Here is a 15,594-nt window from a genome sequence, read left to right on the forward strand (position 1 = left end):
TCACCGAAGGAGTTGATCATGGGATTCAAAACCCCGGAGTTTCCGCCCGTCGACACGAGCACATTCCTGCACCAGCCACTGCGCGAGCGGATCAGAGCCCTGACCCTGCACTGGGTGGAGTACGGCTTCGGATCGCCCCGCATGATCGCCGCGACCTACCTCGTGAAGATCGCCGTGCTGTGGCTCCTCATCGGCAGCATCGTCATCACGGCGACGAGCGGCGTGGGATGGTTCTGGCAGGTCGACCAGTGGTGGAACCAGCCGATCGTCTACCAGAAGGCGATCATCTGGACCATGCTGCTCGAAGCGATCGGCCTCGCCGGATCGTGGGGGCCGACGGCGGGCAAGTTCAAGCCCATGACCGGTGGCATCCAGTTCTGGGCGCGACCGGGCACGATCCGGCTACGGCCGTGGGCCTGGGTGCCGGGAACGGCCGGTGACACGCGCACCGTTTTCGACGTCGTCGTCTACCTCGGGTTCCTCGCGGCGCTCGCCACGGCGCTCGTGCTCCCCGGCACGGTGACCCCTGCGCTCGCCGCGGCGCTTCCCGAGAACACGAGCGGGTTGGTGCAGACCACCCCCGTGATCGTCGCGATCGCGCTGCTGGTGATCGTGGGCGTGCGCGACAAGACGATCGCGGTCGCTTCGCGCATCGAGCAGTACCTACCGGCGCTGGTGTTCTTCTCGGTGCTGTCGTTCGTCGACATGATCATCGCGCTGAAGCTGCTCATCGTGGCCGTGTGGGTGTGCGCGGGCATCTCGAAGTTCGGCAGGCACTTCGTCAACGTCATCCCGCCGATGCTCAGCAACACCCCGTTCTGGCCGCCGAGATGGCTCAAGCGCGCCCTGTACCGCGACTTCCCTCGGGACGTGCGCCCGTCGAAGCTCGCGCACTTCATGGCGCACGCGATGGGGACCACGGTCGAGATCGCCGTTCCGCTCGTGCTGCTGTTCTCCCAGAACTTCTGGGTGACGCTCGCGGCGGTCGTCCTCATCGTGGGCTTCCACCTCTTCATCTTCTCGACGTTCCCGCTCGCCGTCCCGTTGGAGTGGAACACCCTGTTCTGCTACGCCGCGGTGTTCCTCTTCCTCGGCTTCCCCGCGCAGGCGGGGTACGCGGTCACCGACTTCTCGAACGGGTGGCTGCTCGCCGGGATCGTCGCGGCCCTGCTGTTCTTCCCCGCGCTCGGCAACCTCCGCCCCGACAAGGTCTCGTTCCTGCCGTCGATGCGTCAGTACGCGGGCAACTGGGCGTCGGCGCTGTGGACCTTCACGCCGGGTGCGGAGAAGAAGCTGGATGCCGTCATCCGGCCCACGTCGAACCAGGTCGATCAGCTCGTTCAGCTGGGTTACGCCCCCGAGATCGCCGAGATCACGATGCAGCAGACGCTTGCGTGGCGCTCGATGCACAGCCAGGGTCGCGGACTCTTCTCGGTGCTCTACCGGGCACTGCCCGACATCGAGACCCGCACGATCCGCGAGGGCGAATTCGCCTGCAACTCGGTGATCGGCTTCAACTTCGGCGACGGCCACCTGCACGACGAGTCGCTCATCCGTGCCCTGCAGAGCCGCTGCCACTTCGCGCCCGGGGAGTTCGTGGTGGTATGGGTGGAGTCCCAGGCCATCCACGCGGACTTCCAGGAGTACAAGGTGATCGATGCGGCACGCGGCGTCATCGAGCGGGGAAGATGGCGCGTCGCGGATGCCGTGGCGGCCCAGCCGTGGCTCGCGGACGGCCCCATCCCGCTCGAGCGGTCCTGGCGCGCTGACGCCCCGGGCCAGGTGGCCGACGTGACGAACAACGTCCGCACGGTCTCGCGCAGGCGGGGAGAGCGGGTCCCGAAGTGACGCGCGCGGTGATCGTCGGCAGCGGTCCCAACGGGCTGGCCGCTGCCGCGACCCTGTCGGCCGCGGGCCTGGACGTACACGTCGTCGAGGCGGCGGACGAACTCGGGGGAGGGGCGCGCAACAGCGAGCCCCTCCTCGCGGGGCTCATCCAGGACCACTGCGCCGCGGTCCACCCGATGGCGGCCGGCTCGCCGTACTTCGCCGACCTCGACCTGCCGGAATCGCCCTGGGTCCTCCCCGAGATCGACTGCGCCCACCCGCTCGACGACGGCGACGTGGTGTTGCTCCGTCGCTCGATCGTCGAGACCGCGGCCGGCCTCGGCGCCGACGGATGGCGGTGGCAGACCCTGTTCGGCCCCTCGTCGCGCTCGTTCGCGGCGCTGTCGGAAGACATCCTCCGCCCCCTCGTCGGCATCCCTCGTCACCCCCTGCTTCTCGCGCGGTTCGGCGCCGCTGCCGCGCTGCCCCCGGTGTGGACCGCGCGTGCCTTCGCCGAGGAGCGAACCCGTGCTCTGTTCCTGGGCGTCGCGGCCCACGCGTTCCAACGCCTCGACCAACCGCTCGTCGGCGGGATCGGCGCGGGCATCATCACCGCCGGACACGCCGTGGGGTGGCCCGTCGTCGCCGGCGGAACCGGAACGCTCACCGCAGCCGTCATCTCCCGGCTCCGCGAGCGAGGCGTGACGTTCGAGACCGGCCGCCGCATTCGTTCCCGGCGCGATCTGCCCCCGCACGACGTCGTCATGCTCGATGTGCACCCGCATGCCGTGGCCGAGATCCTCGGGGGGAGCCTGCCCCGTCGCACCGCCGAGGCGTTCCGCCGCTTCCGCCCCGGACCCGCGGCCTTCAAGGTCGAGTTCGCCGTCGAGGGCGGCGTGCCGTGGCGAGCGGAAGAGACCGGCCGCGCCGGCACCGTGCACCTGGCGGGGTCGGCGCGCGAGATCGCGGCCGTCGAACGCGACGTCGCCGAGGGGCGGATGCCGGAACGTCCCTTCGTGCTCGTGGGTCAGCAGCACGTCGCCGATCCGCAGCGCTCGGTGGGCAATGTGCACCCCTTGTACGCGTACGCCCACGTGCCCGCCGGCTACACGGGGGATGCCACCGACGCCGTCGTGTCGCAGATCGAGCGGTTCGCGCCGGGCTTCCGCGACCGCATCCGGGCGATGCGGGTCATCACCGCGACGGAGTGGAGCCAGCGCAACCCGAACTTTGTCGGGGGCGACATCCTCACCGGTGCCAAGACACCGCTGCAGTTCATGCTCGGCCCGCGAATCTCGGCGCAGCCGTACGATACGGGGGTGCCGGGCTTCTACCTCTGTTCCGCGGCGACGCCGCCGGGGCCGGGAATCCATGGACTGTGCGGCGTGAACGCCGCCCGGCGCGCGCTGCGGGGCCTTGTGCCCGCGAAACGGACCAGGGAGGCGCAGCCCGCGTGACGACGGCATCCGGTTCCGCCGAGGAGCACACGGGCGACGTTTCCGAGCTCCTCGCGCTCGTCGCGCGGCAGCTCGACCTCCGCATGCCCGAGATCGTCCGCGAGATGCGAGACCTGTTGGCATCCCGCATCGACGACCTGGGCGGCGACCCCCAGCTGGTCGAGATGCTGCAGGCGAGCATCGAGGGCAACGTCACGACGATCTGCCACATCCTCGCGAACGGCATCGATCTGGAGAGCCTGCAGCCGACCACGGCCGCCGTCGAGTACGCGGCGCGTCTCGCGCAGCGCGATGTGCCCCTGGCGGCACTGACGCGCGCCTACTACCTGGGTCAGAGCATGTTCCTGCGGCTCGGCATGGACGAGGCCGAACGCCTCGGCGTGAGCGATCGCGTCAAGATCGACGTCGTCCGCGACATCGCCGACGTCGTGCACCGCTACATCGACTGGATCCTCCAGCTCGTGACCGGCGTGCACGAGCAGGAGCGTCGGCGCTGGTGGACCACCCGAGCGACCCTCAACGCGAGCATCATTCTCAAGGTGCTGCGCGGAGACTCCCTGCCGATCCGCGGGTTCGTCTCGGAGACCGGATACACGCTCGCACAGACGCACCTCGGGGTGATGGCCTGGTCCGACGTGGATGCCGAGGACGCGGCGCGCCAGCACGAGATCGACCATTTGCTGCGCCGACTGGCCACGGCGGTGCACTCGTCCGCCGCGCCGCTCATTACCGTGGTCGATCGATCCACGGCCTGGGCATGGTTCGGCGGGGCTCGGCTCGACGCCGGAGCGCTGGCGCGGGTGGAGGACCTCGTGGCGACGGTGCCCGGCGTGCGGACCGCCCTCGGCGAGCCGGGCCACGACGTCGAGGGTTTTCGCCGAACGCACGAGCAGGCCGCGATCGCACGGCTCGTGGCGCTGTCGTCGCCCCGCTACCGGGACCGAGCGGTGGTGTCGTACGCCGACCCCCAGGTCGCGCTGGTCCAGCTGCTGACGAAGGATGCCACGGCGACGGCGACGTGGGTGCGCGAGGTTCTGGGCGACTACGCCGGTGCCGGCGAGCAGGCGCGCGTGATGCGCGACACCGTCGCGGCCTACTACGCCGCCGACAAGAACGCGGTGCGCACGGCGGAGCAGCTCGGCGTCCACCGCAATACGGTGCGCCAGCGCGTAGACCGGTTCGAGGCCTCGGTGGGAGCGCGGGGAGTCGATCCCCTGCAGGTGGCGCTCGCCCTGCGGATCTACGACGACCTTCTGCTCGAGGGAGCCGACGCGCGCCACACGTGACGGGCGTTGCGCCGCTCGGCGTGTCCATAAGCCTTCGACTTTCGCCACCAGCGTGCGCCTCGGCGTGCTGCCCCAGCCTCCCGGGTGTCGGTGGTGGGAGCTATCGTCGTGATCGCGAGGGCGACGTGGTCGCTGAACGGTGTGCGGCAAGGACGACGGTGAGCCCGCCGGCCCCGGTCGCGAGCCGCGGGCTTTGTCACGGGAACACGACGCAGACGGAGAGGATCGACATGGGAAAGCGCAAGACTCCGAAGGAAAGAGCCGACGAGGAGCGCCGGTACGCGCGGGCGTCGGCGGCGAGTTCCGATGACGAGTTCGAGCCGTTCTTCACCGATCCGAACCAGGCGATCCGCAACGTCGCCGCCCTGAATCCGATCGCCAGTGCTGCCGTGCTGGATCGTTTCGCCGACGACCGTTTCTGGAGCGTCAGGATCGCCGTGGCCGAGCATCCGTCGACCACGCGTGAGACGCTGTTACGTCTCCTGGAGACCGATCCGCGGCGGCGCGGCGTCGTGCATCACGCGGCACGTGAGCGGCTCGAAGCCGAGGGTGTTCGTTTCGACGACGACGGGGGGATCGTCGCCGAGTGACGCCCGGACTCTGTCGTTGACCTACGTCGTCACGTGCGGTGTTACGCCCCGCTACGCCCCAGATCGCCCGCCCCCGCGGCATCCCGTAGCTTCATCTCACCAACCCCTCCGAAGGCAGGTGAAGCCATGTCCCGCACGATCTCGTCGACAGTCCACCCGATCCAGCGCTGCATGGCAGCCTCGAACCCCTCAGCCTGGTGGGACGGCCTCGTCATCGAGGCCAACGGCTCGACCGCAACGGTCGCCCTGCTGAACGGCACAACGGTTCAGCTGCGGATCGTCGGTCCGGCCGTCGATATCGAGGCGGGGGAGCCGGTGGCGTACCACCCGGTCGCCGAACTGCTCAGCGCGTCCGCGATCATCACGACCGCGCGCGCCGCATAACGGAGCGCCCGTCGACGTGAGTTCGGTGGGTGGTGCTTCGCGAACCGCTGCAGGCGATTGCGCCTTGGCGAAGTCGGGTCGCGACTGAGTTGATGCTTGTCGCGGTTGCGGGTTTGAGTCCGAGGCCCGTGATTGACTCGTGATTATGAGCCCCATTGCGCAGGCCGCCCTTCGAGGTGGCATCCCGCTCGTCATCATGGGCGGAATCGGAAGTGCGCTCCTTCTTCAAGGGCAAGCGGAGAACGGACGCGCGACGCTCGCGGTCGCCGTCATAAGCGCTGCGGTTGCCGGTACCTCGGTCATCTATCAGATCGACCGCTGGTCGCTGCGACGGCAGTCAATTCTTCACTTCGCGATCATGGCGGTGACCGTGTTGCCTGCCCTTTTTCTCAGCGGATGGTTTGCGATAGATACTCCCGCTGGCGTTCTTCTTGTTATCAGCTTGTTTCTGTTTGTGGGATTCGTCCTCTGGTCGAGCTTCTACCTGATCTTCCGCGCGATTAACGCTCGACCGGCGCGAGCATCGCGCTGAGAAGCACCTCGCCCGCTCCCTGGTTGATGGCTGAAAAGCCGAGCGGCCGCCGACGACACGTCAGCGGCCGCGCGAAGAAGAGAACTCAGGCGGTCATCGAGGCCATCATCGCCTCGCACTTCATGACCATGTCGTCGCAGGCCATGGCGCAGTAGCGGCACATCTCGTCCATGTCGCCGTGCGCACGGCACTCGGCAGCGCATGCCTTGCCCATGGTCATGCAGGCGGTCATCATGGCGCTCATCACGTCCATGTTCATGCCGGCGGGACGCATCATCATGTGCATCGTCGCCTGCGCCATCTCGACCATGTTCGAGCACATGGCGCAGCACGTGGCCATCTCGGCGCCGTGCATCATGTCGCTGCCGGCGCACATCGCCGCGGCCATCGCACACGCGTTGAGCGACTGCATGCATTCCTGCATGGCATCCATGTCCATGGTCATCTCGCCCATGTCCATCGACTTCATCATGTCCATCGTGTCCATCTGGATCTCCCGTGCTCTCGTCGGTTCGGAGGAACCGGAGGCCGCGGAGGGACTCCGGCGTAACCGAATGCTACGCCCGCGGCCCGGGCGATCGACAGGCCTCGGAGCAGGTTGATCAGGTCGTCGTCTCGTTGTATCGGGATCACCGCCGCTGGCCCTCCGGAGGCTGACCGTCGGCTACTTCGTGGCCGGAGCTCGAAGCGCTACCCGGGGCTCTGCTGCTGTCGTCACCGCATCCGTCAAGACGCCGAGGTGCCCGCGCTCGAGCGCCGCGTGACAGCGAGGGCTACGGCCGCAATCGCGGCGGCGACGACCATGACGACGGCCAGCGGTGCGGCGGTGCCCTCTCCGCCTAGGCTCACCAGCGGCGAGACCAGCGCGGCGAGGCCGAACTGCAGTGCTCCGAGCACGGCCGAGGCGCTCCCGGCGATCTGGGGGACGGCGCTGAGCGCCAGGGCGGTGGCATTACCGAAAACCAGACCCAGCGACCCGACGGCGGTGAACAGCGGCACCGTGAGCCAGAAAGCCGGCGCGCCGAAGAAGACGAGCAGCGCGAAGGCGACGGCAGAGGCGGTTACCAGCGCGATCCCGAGCGTCAAGACGCTCTCGACCGAACGGGTGGCGGTGAGCTTGGGCGACAGGGCGCTCACGACCACCAGCGCCAGGGCGTTCAGGCCGAAGAGCAGGCCGTAGGCAACCGTGTCGAGTCCGAGCATGTTCTGGTACAAAAACGGCGACGCCGAGATGTACGCCATCATCACCGCGAAGCCGAAGGCGAACACGGCCGTGTAGCCGATGAAGGTGCGCGACCGCAGTGCGCGAAGGGGAGACCCGGATGCCACCCGCTCGGCGCGCAGCATGTCGCGGCGGGCGCGCAGATGCGTCTCGCGCACTACGGCGAGCACGGCGACGAGCATGGCGACCGATAGTCCCAGAACGATCGTCAGCAGGCCGCGCCACCCGATCGGTCCGACGAGCAGGCCCCCGAGGAGCGGTGCCACGACCGGGGCGACACCGCCAACGATCATCATGAGCGAGAAGGCACGCGCGGCGGCCTTGCCGGTCGACAGGTCGGAGATGACCGCGCGACCGATGACCATTCCCGCTGCCCCACCGAGGCCTTGGAACAGACGCGCGGCGACGAGGACGGCGACGTTGGGCGCGAATACCGCGACGGCGCTCGCGAGCACGCAGAGGGCGGCGCCGACGACGAGGGGCGGGACGCGGCCGAAGCGGTCGGAGAGCGGGCCGAAGACGAGCTGCCCGGCGGTCACGCCGATGAGGAACGCCGTCAGTGTGAGTTGCACGGTCGTGGCCGAAGTCGCCAGCTCGACGGTCATCTGCGGGAATGCCGGCAGGTAGAGGTCGGTGGCGAAAGGGGCGACGGCGCTCAGGAGCCCGAGTACCAGCAGAAGCGGCGTCGTGATCCCCTTCGGCTGAAGGGAAAGGGGTGCCGCCTGCGTGCGGGAGGAGCCGGTGTCGATCGTCATAGTTATGAAAGCATAACCGAACGGTGCGGCTGTTACAGTCGAGCCGTGCCCCCCTCGGTCTCTGACGGTGCTCTCGCCGAGCTCGCCGACGTCGTGATGCGCGTCGCGCGCGAGATCGATCCGAAGGGGCCACAGGCGCCCGACATCGTGCCGCTCACCGGCACGGAAGCCCTCGTCATGAGATGGGTGCACCACAATCCCGGCGCCTCACCGAGCGCCGTCGCCAGAGCGACGGCGTTGCAGCGCAGCAACTGCAGCGTCGCGCTGCGCTCGCTGGTCGCGAAGGGCTTGATCGAGCGTCAGACCGCCCCGGATGACGCCCGCGTGACGCGTCTGCATCCGACCGCTCTTGCGGATGAGAGCGTGCAGAAGCTTCACGCGTACTGGGCGGGCCGCCTGCGGAGGGCGCTCGACGGCGATGAAGCCGGAGTGCAGGCGGCGGCGGCCCTGCTCGCCCGCATAGAAGAGGAACTGCGCCACGGTGGCGACCCTCCTCCGATGTCAAGCTGAGGTCGCGCTGCGACAGAGCTCCGGGGGAGTTGATCACGTGATGCAGCGTGCGGAGCGCGAAGAAGTCGTTCTGCTGCGAACATCGTTGGAATGAAGGTCCGTTTCGCGCGTCACACCGACCATCTCGACGACATCGTTCGGTTCTACCGCGACGGGGTCGGGCTCCCCGTGATGGGCGGCTTCGAGGATCATGCGGGATACGACGGGGTGTTCCTCGATCTCCCCGGAAGTGGCGCGCATCTGGAGTTCACCACGGGCGGCGGTCACTCGGCGCCGATGCCGGATCCCGAGTCGGTGCTCGTTCTGTACTTCGACGACGATGAGGAACGCCAGAGCATCGCGGCTCGCCTTGCCGGGCGAGAGGTTTCGCCCTCGAACCCCTATTGGCGGACGCACGCTCTGGCGTTCGCCGACCCCGACGGGTTCCAGGTGCTCCTCGTGTTGGAGCGGTGAGGACGGCGTCGACCAAGCCTTGCGTCTGTAAAAGCCCTCGTCCTAGCGTGCCCGGATGCCGACCGACTTCAGCTCCAGCCCGGCGAGGCGCTGCATGACGACGGGGTCGCCTCGGCGCCAGGCGCTCACAGCGTCGGGATCGACTTTCGCGAGAACGCCGACCTTCTGATGCGTGAGGGCCCGCAGGGCGAGAAGGTCGGTGGTGAGGCCTGAACGCACCAGGTTGCGGGTGCGCGTCGCGCGCGAGATGAAGCGCAGCCGCGGGACGAGCCACACCAGCAGAACGATGAGGATCGGCAAACCCGCGACTCCCACGCCGAGGGCGATCGCCGCCTGCCGGACGAGGTCTTGCTGTGTCTGGCCGACGGCCGTGAGGGTGTCGCCCGCGGAGCTCGCCGTGGTGAACGGACCGCTGATCCCCTCGCCGATGAACGGGACTCCTCCGAGGCGGGTGCCGGCGTCGGTCATTGACGTGCGGAAGTCCACGCCGGTCGCCTGAATCTGGCGGCCCAACTGCGCGAGCTGGTCGACGGCGGAGAAGACGGTGACCCCGGCGGTGATGCTCAGCGCAATGAGCACGAGCGCGATGAGGTCGACGGTCACCTGACGCGCGCGCTGCACGGCGAAGTCGGAATACAGTTTCACGCCGTCACTCTCCCGCGCGGGGAGTGCGATCGCGGGGAACGAAGAACGGGCGCTGCGTCAGCTCGACGGGCCGACCCGCCGGAACCGCGGGCCCGAGTAGCCGTCGCGTTCGACGTGCTCGGTGAACATCTCGATCGGGCGCACCCAGGACGAGTGATCGCCATAGAGTGTGCGGTAGGAGATGAAGACTTCTTCGGTCTCCGAGTGCTTCGCGGTGCCGAAGACCTCGTAGCGCTGGCCTTTGAAGTGCTCGTAGATGCCGGGTTCGATATCGACCGGCTCGCGGCCATCGGTCTTCACGACAATTCGGCAGGAGCCGTGTTGACCGTGCCGTCGGTGCGCGACTGCAGGTACTCGCAGAGCTTGCCGGTCGTGAAGAGTTCTTCACCGAGAGCGATGAGGTGCCCGCCCGAGAGTGGGAACTCGCCGGAGCGTTCGGAGAGCGATGCCGTCCACTTCCGCTCGCAATCGACGTTCAGCGAGATCGACGCGGGTCCGTGGTTGAGGTGGATCGCGACCATGCCGGATTCGAGGTGCTCGGGGTCGTCCTGACGCAGGACGTGCACGGTGGCGTGCGCCACACGGTCGTGCTTCTCGTACTCGGTGACCCACTCGTGGATCTCGGTGTAGGTGGGACGAGCGGCGCAGGTCATGTATCGAGACTAGCCGTCCGGGCCTCGCGCGACGGCTGCTCTCATGCACCCTCTCGCGGCGATCAGAACGGCGCGGTCAGCGCGTGAGGTGGAGCACGACGAGACGGGCGCCGGCCGCCCAGCTCCGCGTCAGGTTCGGTCGTGTCAGCTGCCGGACCGCTGCACGCCAGCGAGATCGTGCAGGGCGCGGAAGCTCGCCTCGTGCTGCTCCCGGAGGGCCTCCCACCCGGCACTCGGGTCCATCGACTCGGGAGAGGGAATCGCTACCGCGAACCCGTGCTGGGCGCGCGGAACCGCCTCGCCGGGCAGCCGCAACTCCTGCGTGAATGCGCCGGTATCGGGCGCGAACGTCAGGGTGTGCGCGGCGATGTCGTGGTCCCAGTCGGCCGACGGCCACGACATGAAGGCGACGTGGCGCGGGGGATCGAGCGGGGCCGTGACGGACACCCAGCAGCCGTGGTGATCTTCGCCGGGGGAGAGGATCGTGTACGTCCCGCCCTCGCGGTAGATCAGCAGCGCTTCGCGGAACGGCTTTTGCGAGAACATGGCCGTGTAATAGAGGGCTTGCGCGTAGATCGGCTGTCCGAGGGTCAGGGTGACAGTCTGCTGCGGCATCGGGTGGGTGTCCTCTCGAATGCGGGCGGGGTCTCCTCTATCCAGCCATGCGGGCCGCGGGCCGAGGTTGCGCGGAGCGAGGTCTTCGCTATGACGTTGCTGACCGCGCGCGGAACTCAGCGCAGACGTCGAGACGCGGCATCCCTCGTCCGAAGGGAAATCTCACGCCACCGCCCGGACCACCCCCGTGATGATCAGCGTGATCACCGTCGTCCACAGCACGATCGCGGCGGCCTGCCAGGCGAGCACGCGCATCGGCGGCACGCCGGTGGAGGTGAGGGCCGCGGCGGTGAACTGCGTCGGCAGCAGCAGGGGGCCGAGCAGGCTCACGCCCGGGGTTCCGTAGCGGTGGTAGGCCTTTTCGAACTTCTCGCGGCGGGCGGTCGGGGGCTTCTCGATGGCGCCGCGGCGGGTGGTGACGGCGGTGCGCACGCGAGAGGTCGCGAGCACGACCACGGCGACGCAGATGATGTTGCCGACCGCGCCGGCGATGGCGGCGACGATCGGAGGGATGCCGCCGATGATGCCGATCGCCGCGGCACCTTCGCCCTCGATGAACGGCACGGCACCCGCGAGGGCGAGGATGAGCGGTTGGACGAGGTCGGGCACGTCGGCGACGAGGCCCTGGAAGCCGAGGATGAGGTCCGACACGGGATTCGACATGGGGACTCCGGGGGAATGAGGACGCGGCGTGTTCCGCGGTGATTCCATCCCATCGGCGGGCGGCTCGTCGCGGCAGTGTCGCGGTGTCACGACCGGGCGGGAAAATGCGGCGCCCCACCCCTGACGAATGTCAGGGGTGGCCTTCACGGCGTCTTCCGGATCGCGTATCGTCGCAAGCCCCGTGGCCGATCCGAAGGAGGAACCGTGCCGAGCTTCCTCGTGTGGATCGAGTACCTCTTCTGGGCGGTCATCGCGGTCGGGGTGCTCGTTCGTCTCGGCGTCGCGCTCGGACGTCGTCGCTCGGGCCGGCGCAAAGACGCCGTGCGACAGGCGATCCGCCCCGTGATCGATGCGGGTGCGGTCGAGTCCGCGTTCTACGGATGGACGCCATCGACCTCGGGGCAGCTTCGGCAGGAGCCCACCTCGATCGAGACGGCGCAGGACCGCGACCGCGTTCCGCCCGAGCTCCCCGACGACCGACCGCTGAGGTGACGCTCCCGCGGCATCCGCGCCGGATTTCGGACAGCCTGAACACTGGGAATGCCGCTCGGCGACCCGCGTCATCACGGGGTGAGGCAACCCGAAATCCTGTCAATCGCGCTCTCAGCTTGCGTTCAGAAATATCGCTGGCCGAGGCTGGAGGCAACGAAGGGGAGTAGCTCCGGGCCGCCTCCGGCCCGCGGCGGTGTCGACATACTGGCGTTCACGATGATCGCCCGGCATCCCACCTCGACCGCTCAGCGGTGAGGCGAGCGAGACCTTCGGCCCGCCCAGGCCGAAGCGTCGCTGTCCCGTCTTCGGTCGCGTCCGACCGGAGTTCTTCCATGCCACGCGCTCTCATCCGCCGTATCGGCCTGTGCCTGCTGATCGCGGCCCCCGCGATCGTCTTCCGGGTGCTCGGGTTCCACCCGAACGCCGTGCTCGATCTCATCGTCTTCGGTGCGGCCGTCGTCGCCGCGAGCTTCCTTCTGGCGTGGGCCGCCGAGGCCGCGCAGAAAGACATCTCGGGCCCGCTGGCCATCGCCATCCTCGCCCTGATCGCCGTGCTCCCGGAGTACGCGGTCGACCTCTACTACGCGTTCCGGTCGGGGTACGACCCGTCGTACGAGCAGTTCGCGGCGGCGAACATGACCGGCTCGAACCGGCTCCTTCTCGGCTTCGGGTGGCCGCTCGTCGTGATCGTGGCGTTGATGGTCGCGAACCGCGTCGCGAAGAGCAAGAAGGCCGCACGGGTGACGTTCCTGCAGCTGCCGCGCGAATCCCGCCTCGACGTGGGCTTCCTCGCGGTGCTCGCGGTCGTCGCCTTCGCGATCCCGCTGCTCGGCCACATCCCGATCTGGTTCGGACTCGTCCTCATCGCCGCGTTCGCCTTCTACCTGTGGCGCGCGAGCCAGGCCGAGAGCGACGGCGAGGAGCACTTCGTCGGCCCCGCCGCGCTCATCGCCGACCTGCCGCAGCGTCCGCGCCGCCTCACCGTCATCGCTCTGTTCGTCGTGGCCGCGGCCATCATCCTCGCGTGCGCCGAACCGTTCGCCGAGGCGCTCGTGGAGTCGGGTTCTGCGCTGGGAATCGACAGCTATTTCCTCGTGCAGTGGCTGGCGCCGCTGGCATCCGAGGCTCCCGAATTCATCATCGCCGTGATGTTCGCGCTGCGCGGGATGGGGGCTGCCGCCATCGGCACCCTCATCGCGTCGAAGATCAATCAGTGGAGCCTGCTGGTCGGCTCGCTGCCCCTCGCGCACTTCTTCGGCGGCGGTGGGGGAGACCTTCCCCTCGACGCGCGCCAGATCGAGGAGTTCGTGCTCACCGGTTCGCAGACCGTGATGGGCGTGGCCATCATCATGGCGCTGCGGTTCCACTGGTGGTCGGCGGCGTCTCTCGCGGCGATCTTCGCGGTGCAGTTCTTCGTCACCGACACCGGAGGTCGGTACATCCTGTCGGGGGTGCAGATCGCGATCGCGATCGTCGCGCTCATCATCCACCGACGCAGCATCCTGCCGACGCTGGCGGCGCCGTTCCGCCGTCGGGTCCGCGGCGACGGGAGCGACGATGCGCTTCTCGCGGGTGCGGAGCCGGCGGCGTCGGGACCGCGACGAGAGGGCGCCTGAGCGGACGGCGGGCACGGAACCCACCCGTGCCCGCCCCCTCTCGCGGGGCCGTCCTGCCCCACCCGTGACGAATGTCATGCCCGTACTGTGGCGGGTGTGAGCGCCCCCGCACCCGCACCCCTCCGCACTCCCGCGGCGACCTACGCCCGTGACGTCCGCGTCACCTGGTGGTACACCGCCGCCTCGGTGATGTTCCTGCACGTGTTCGCCCTCTTCCTTTGGACGTTCGTCGTCGTCATGCGGGGGACGCCGCTCGACATCGCGCTGGTCCTGGTCGGGGCGGCTGCGTCGGTGGCATCCGAAGTCCTTCTGCTCGTGCACTACCGCCGCGAGCCCCTCGACGACGGCGACGACTCGGCGCGGCGCCGGGTCTGGCCCCTCGTGCTGGTGGGGATCGCCTCGGCGGCGGTGTTCGGCCTGGGGGCGGGATCCGTGCTCGTCGCGGTGGCCCTCGCGGCGCAGGCGCTGTGCACGGTGCGGTGGCGGGGCGGCATCCGGCTGCGGCTCGTCGTGCTGCTGCTGGTCGTGATCGTGGCGGCGTGGGTCGTCGAGGCCACGCGCCTGAATCCCGACGGCTACCTCACCCTGACCTTCGCCCTGCCGTTGTTCGCGTCGATGCTCGCGCCGCTGACCGCCACCTCGCTCTGGTGGTGGGACATCGTGCGCGAACTCGACCGCGCCCGCCGCGCCGAGGGTCGCCTCGCCGCCGCGCAAGAGCGACTGCGCCTCGCCGGCGACCTGCACGACCTGCAGGGCCACCACCTGCAGGTGATCGCGCTGCAGCTCGAGCTCGCCGAGAAGATGATGGGGAGGGATCCGGATGCCGCGGTCGAACAGGTGCGCGCGGCTCGCGCGAGCGTCGATGAGGCGCGACGCGGCACGCGGGATCTGGCCGCACGGTTCCGCGGGGTGCCCCTGCCCGACGAACTCGCGAACGCCGCAGATCTGCTGCGCGCGGCGGGCCTGACCGTCGACCTGCTCGTGGACACGGAGGCCGACCGCGCGCCCGCCGACGTGCTCGGACCCGTCGTCCGCGAGTCCACGACGAATGTGCTGAAACACGGGGGTGGGGTGTCGGCATCCCTCTCCCTCGCCCGCCACCACGGAGCCTGGGTGCTGATCGTCGAGAACGACTCGCGGGGGGCTGCGTCCGTCGTCGGCGACGGGGCGGGACTGTCGGGCATCGCCGAGCGCGTGGGTTCGGTGGGAGGAACGGTGGATGCCACCCGCCTCGGCGACCGCTTCCGCGTGACGGTTCGCGTGCCCGAGGAGGTTTCCGCATGATCCGCGTGCTCATCGCCGACGACGAGGACATGATCCGCACCGCGCTCGCCGCGCTGTTTCGACTGGAGGACGACCTCGAGGTCGTCGCCGAATGCCGCGACGGCGAGAGCGCCGTGACCGAGGCGCAGCGGCTGAGGCCGGACGTGTGCCTGCTCGACCTCGAGATGCCCGGGCTCGACGGCGTCGACACCGCGGCGAAGATCCTGCGGAGCGTGCCCTCTCGCTGCGTGATCGTCACGCGGCACGCGCGGCCGGGGGTGCTGCGGCGGGCGCTCGGTGCGGGAGTGAGCGGATTCCTGTCGAAGTCGCGACCGGCGGACGACGTGGCGGCCGTCATCCGCGAGGTCGCGGTCGGGCGCCGGTACGTCGACCCCGAGGTCGCGGCCGACGCGCTGAGCGACGAGCGCAGCCCGCTCACCGACCGGGAGCTCGACGTGCTGCGAGCCGGCGCACGAGGGCAGACGGTTGCCGAGATCGCGGCATCCCTCCATCTGTCGGCGGGGACGGTGCGCAACCACGTGTCGTCGGTGCTCGGCAAGCTCGGACTCGCGAGTCGGCAGCAGGCGACGATCCACGCGCGCGAGCGGGGGTGGATTTAGTCGGTGCATCC

The 15,594-nt window shown here is 69.1% G+C and carries 19 protein-coding genes; 12 read left to right on the top strand and 7 right to left on the bottom strand.

All coding sequences use genetic code 11. The features are described from left to right. Window positions 1–18: 18 nt before the first annotated feature. From MTE01_RS00865 to MTE01_RS00890, 6 genes are all read left to right on the top strand, one after another. Complete coding sequence (locus MTE01_RS00865) at window positions 19–1,848, top strand: DUF3556 domain-containing protein (RefSeq protein WP_141375178.1); 1,830 nt, start codon at window positions 19–21, stop codon at window positions 1,846–1,848. After that, the gene (locus tag MTE01_RS00870; RefSeq protein WP_141375180.1) at window positions 1,845–3,284 is read left to right on the top strand and encodes a phytoene desaturase family protein; all 1,440 of its coding nucleotides are present in this window, start codon (window positions 1,845–1,847) and stop codon (window positions 3,282–3,284) included. Before MTE01_RS00865 ends, MTE01_RS00870 begins: the two co-directional genes overlap by 4 nt. Continuing rightward, the gene (locus MTE01_RS00875) at window positions 3,281–4,570 is read left to right on the top strand and encodes a PucR family transcriptional regulator (RefSeq protein WP_141375182.1); all 1,290 of its coding nucleotides are present in this window, start codon (window positions 3,281–3,283) and stop codon (window positions 4,568–4,570) included. The genes MTE01_RS00870 and MTE01_RS00875 overlap by 4 nt, the downstream gene beginning before the upstream one ends. A gap of 230 nt (window positions 4,571–4,800) precedes the next feature. Then, window positions 4,801–5,160 (top strand): hypothetical protein, encoded by a 360-nt coding sequence (locus MTE01_RS00880; RefSeq protein WP_141375184.1) that lies wholly within the window; start codon window positions 4,801–4,803, stop codon window positions 5,158–5,160. Window positions 5,161–5,331: 171 nt separating this feature from the next. After that, window positions 5,332–5,544: a nuclease gene (locus tag MTE01_RS00885; RefSeq protein WP_246077928.1), complete on the top strand. Its 213-nt coding sequence runs from the start codon at window positions 5,332–5,334 to the stop codon at window positions 5,542–5,544. 145 nt (window positions 5,545–5,689) lie between these two features. Further along, window positions 5,690–6,076, top strand: a complete 387-nt coding sequence (locus tag MTE01_RS00890) for a DUF3021 domain-containing protein (protein WP_103207080.1) — start codon at window positions 5,690–5,692, stop codon at window positions 6,074–6,076. Between the two features lie 85 nt (window positions 6,077–6,161). On the opposite strand, the gene MTE01_RS00895 is transcribed toward MTE01_RS00890, so the two are convergent. Further along, entirely contained in the window at window positions 6,162–6,563 is a 402-nt protein-coding gene (locus tag MTE01_RS00895; RefSeq protein WP_246077929.1) for a four-helix bundle copper-binding protein, read from the bottom strand. 239 nt (window positions 6,564–6,802) lie between these two features. Continuing rightward, entirely contained in the window at window positions 6,803–8,053 is a 1,251-nt protein-coding gene (locus MTE01_RS00900; protein ID WP_141375186.1) for a multidrug effflux MFS transporter, read from the bottom strand. A 45-nt stretch (window positions 8,054–8,098) separates the two neighbouring features. Here MTE01_RS00900 and MTE01_RS00905 point away from each other — a divergent pair, with 45 nt between their 5' ends. Further along, on the top strand, window positions 8,099–8,563 hold the full coding sequence (locus MTE01_RS00905) for a MarR family winged helix-turn-helix transcriptional regulator (RefSeq protein WP_246077930.1): 465 nt from the start codon (window positions 8,099–8,101) through the stop codon (window positions 8,561–8,563). A gap of 90 nt (window positions 8,564–8,653) precedes the next feature. Then, window positions 8,654–9,016, top strand: a complete 363-nt coding sequence (locus MTE01_RS00910) for a VOC family protein (RefSeq protein ID WP_141375188.1) — start codon at window positions 8,654–8,656, stop codon at window positions 9,014–9,016. Between the two features lie 42 nt (window positions 9,017–9,058). Here the strand turns inward: MTE01_RS00910 and MTE01_RS00915 are convergent, their stop codons facing one another. The 5 genes from MTE01_RS00915 to MTE01_RS00935 form a co-directional block, all read right to left on the bottom strand. Then, window positions 9,059–9,661, bottom strand: a complete 603-nt coding sequence (locus MTE01_RS00915) for a hypothetical protein (RefSeq protein ID WP_141375190.1) — start codon at window positions 9,659–9,661, stop codon at window positions 9,059–9,061. Between the two features lie 57 nt (window positions 9,662–9,718). Continuing rightward, on the bottom strand, window positions 9,719–9,961 hold the full coding sequence (locus tag MTE01_RS00920) for a DUF1653 domain-containing protein (RefSeq protein WP_141375192.1): 243 nt from the start codon (window positions 9,959–9,961) through the stop codon (window positions 9,719–9,721). Continuing rightward, window positions 9,958–10,314 (bottom strand): hypothetical protein, encoded by a 357-nt coding sequence (locus tag MTE01_RS00925; protein ID WP_103206638.1) that lies wholly within the window; start codon window positions 10,312–10,314, stop codon window positions 9,958–9,960. Before MTE01_RS00925 ends, MTE01_RS00920 begins: the two co-directional genes overlap by 4 nt. A gap of 144 nt (window positions 10,315–10,458) precedes the next feature. Continuing rightward, window positions 10,459–10,929: a hypothetical protein gene (locus MTE01_RS00930; protein WP_141375194.1), complete on the bottom strand. Its 471-nt coding sequence runs from the start codon at window positions 10,927–10,929 to the stop codon at window positions 10,459–10,461. A 162-nt stretch (window positions 10,930–11,091) separates the two neighbouring features. After that, complete coding sequence (locus MTE01_RS00935; protein ID WP_103206636.1) at window positions 11,092–11,592, bottom strand: small multidrug efflux protein; 501 nt, start codon at window positions 11,590–11,592, stop codon at window positions 11,092–11,094. Window positions 11,593–11,796: 204 nt separating this feature from the next. Between MTE01_RS00935 and MTE01_RS00940 the strand changes: the two genes are divergently transcribed. From MTE01_RS00940 to MTE01_RS00955, 4 genes are all read left to right on the top strand, one after another. Beyond that, window positions 11,797–12,084 carry a hypothetical protein gene (locus tag MTE01_RS00940; RefSeq protein WP_103206635.1) on the top strand — a complete coding sequence of 96 codons (288 nt, stop codon included), beginning with the start codon at window positions 11,797–11,799 and terminating at the stop codon, window positions 12,082–12,084. A gap of 332 nt (window positions 12,085–12,416) precedes the next feature. Further along, window positions 12,417–13,700: a calcium:cation antiporter family protein gene (locus MTE01_RS00945; protein ID WP_141375196.1), complete on the top strand. Its 1,284-nt coding sequence runs from the start codon at window positions 12,417–12,419 to the stop codon at window positions 13,698–13,700. A 96-nt stretch (window positions 13,701–13,796) separates the two neighbouring features. Further along, window positions 13,797–14,984: a sensor histidine kinase gene (locus MTE01_RS00950; protein WP_141375198.1), complete on the top strand. Its 1,188-nt coding sequence runs from the start codon at window positions 13,797–13,799 to the stop codon at window positions 14,982–14,984. Further along, a complete protein-coding gene (locus MTE01_RS00955; protein WP_141375200.1) occupies window positions 14,981–15,583 on the top strand; it encodes a response regulator transcription factor in 603 nt (200 codons plus the stop codon). Before MTE01_RS00950 ends, MTE01_RS00955 begins: the two co-directional genes overlap by 4 nt. The last annotated feature ends 11 nt before the right edge of the window (window positions 15,584–15,594 follow it).

The organism is Microbacterium testaceum, from assembly GCF_006539145.1.
Lineage (GTDB): Bacteria > Actinomycetota > Actinomycetes > Actinomycetales > Microbacteriaceae > Microbacterium > Microbacterium testaceum.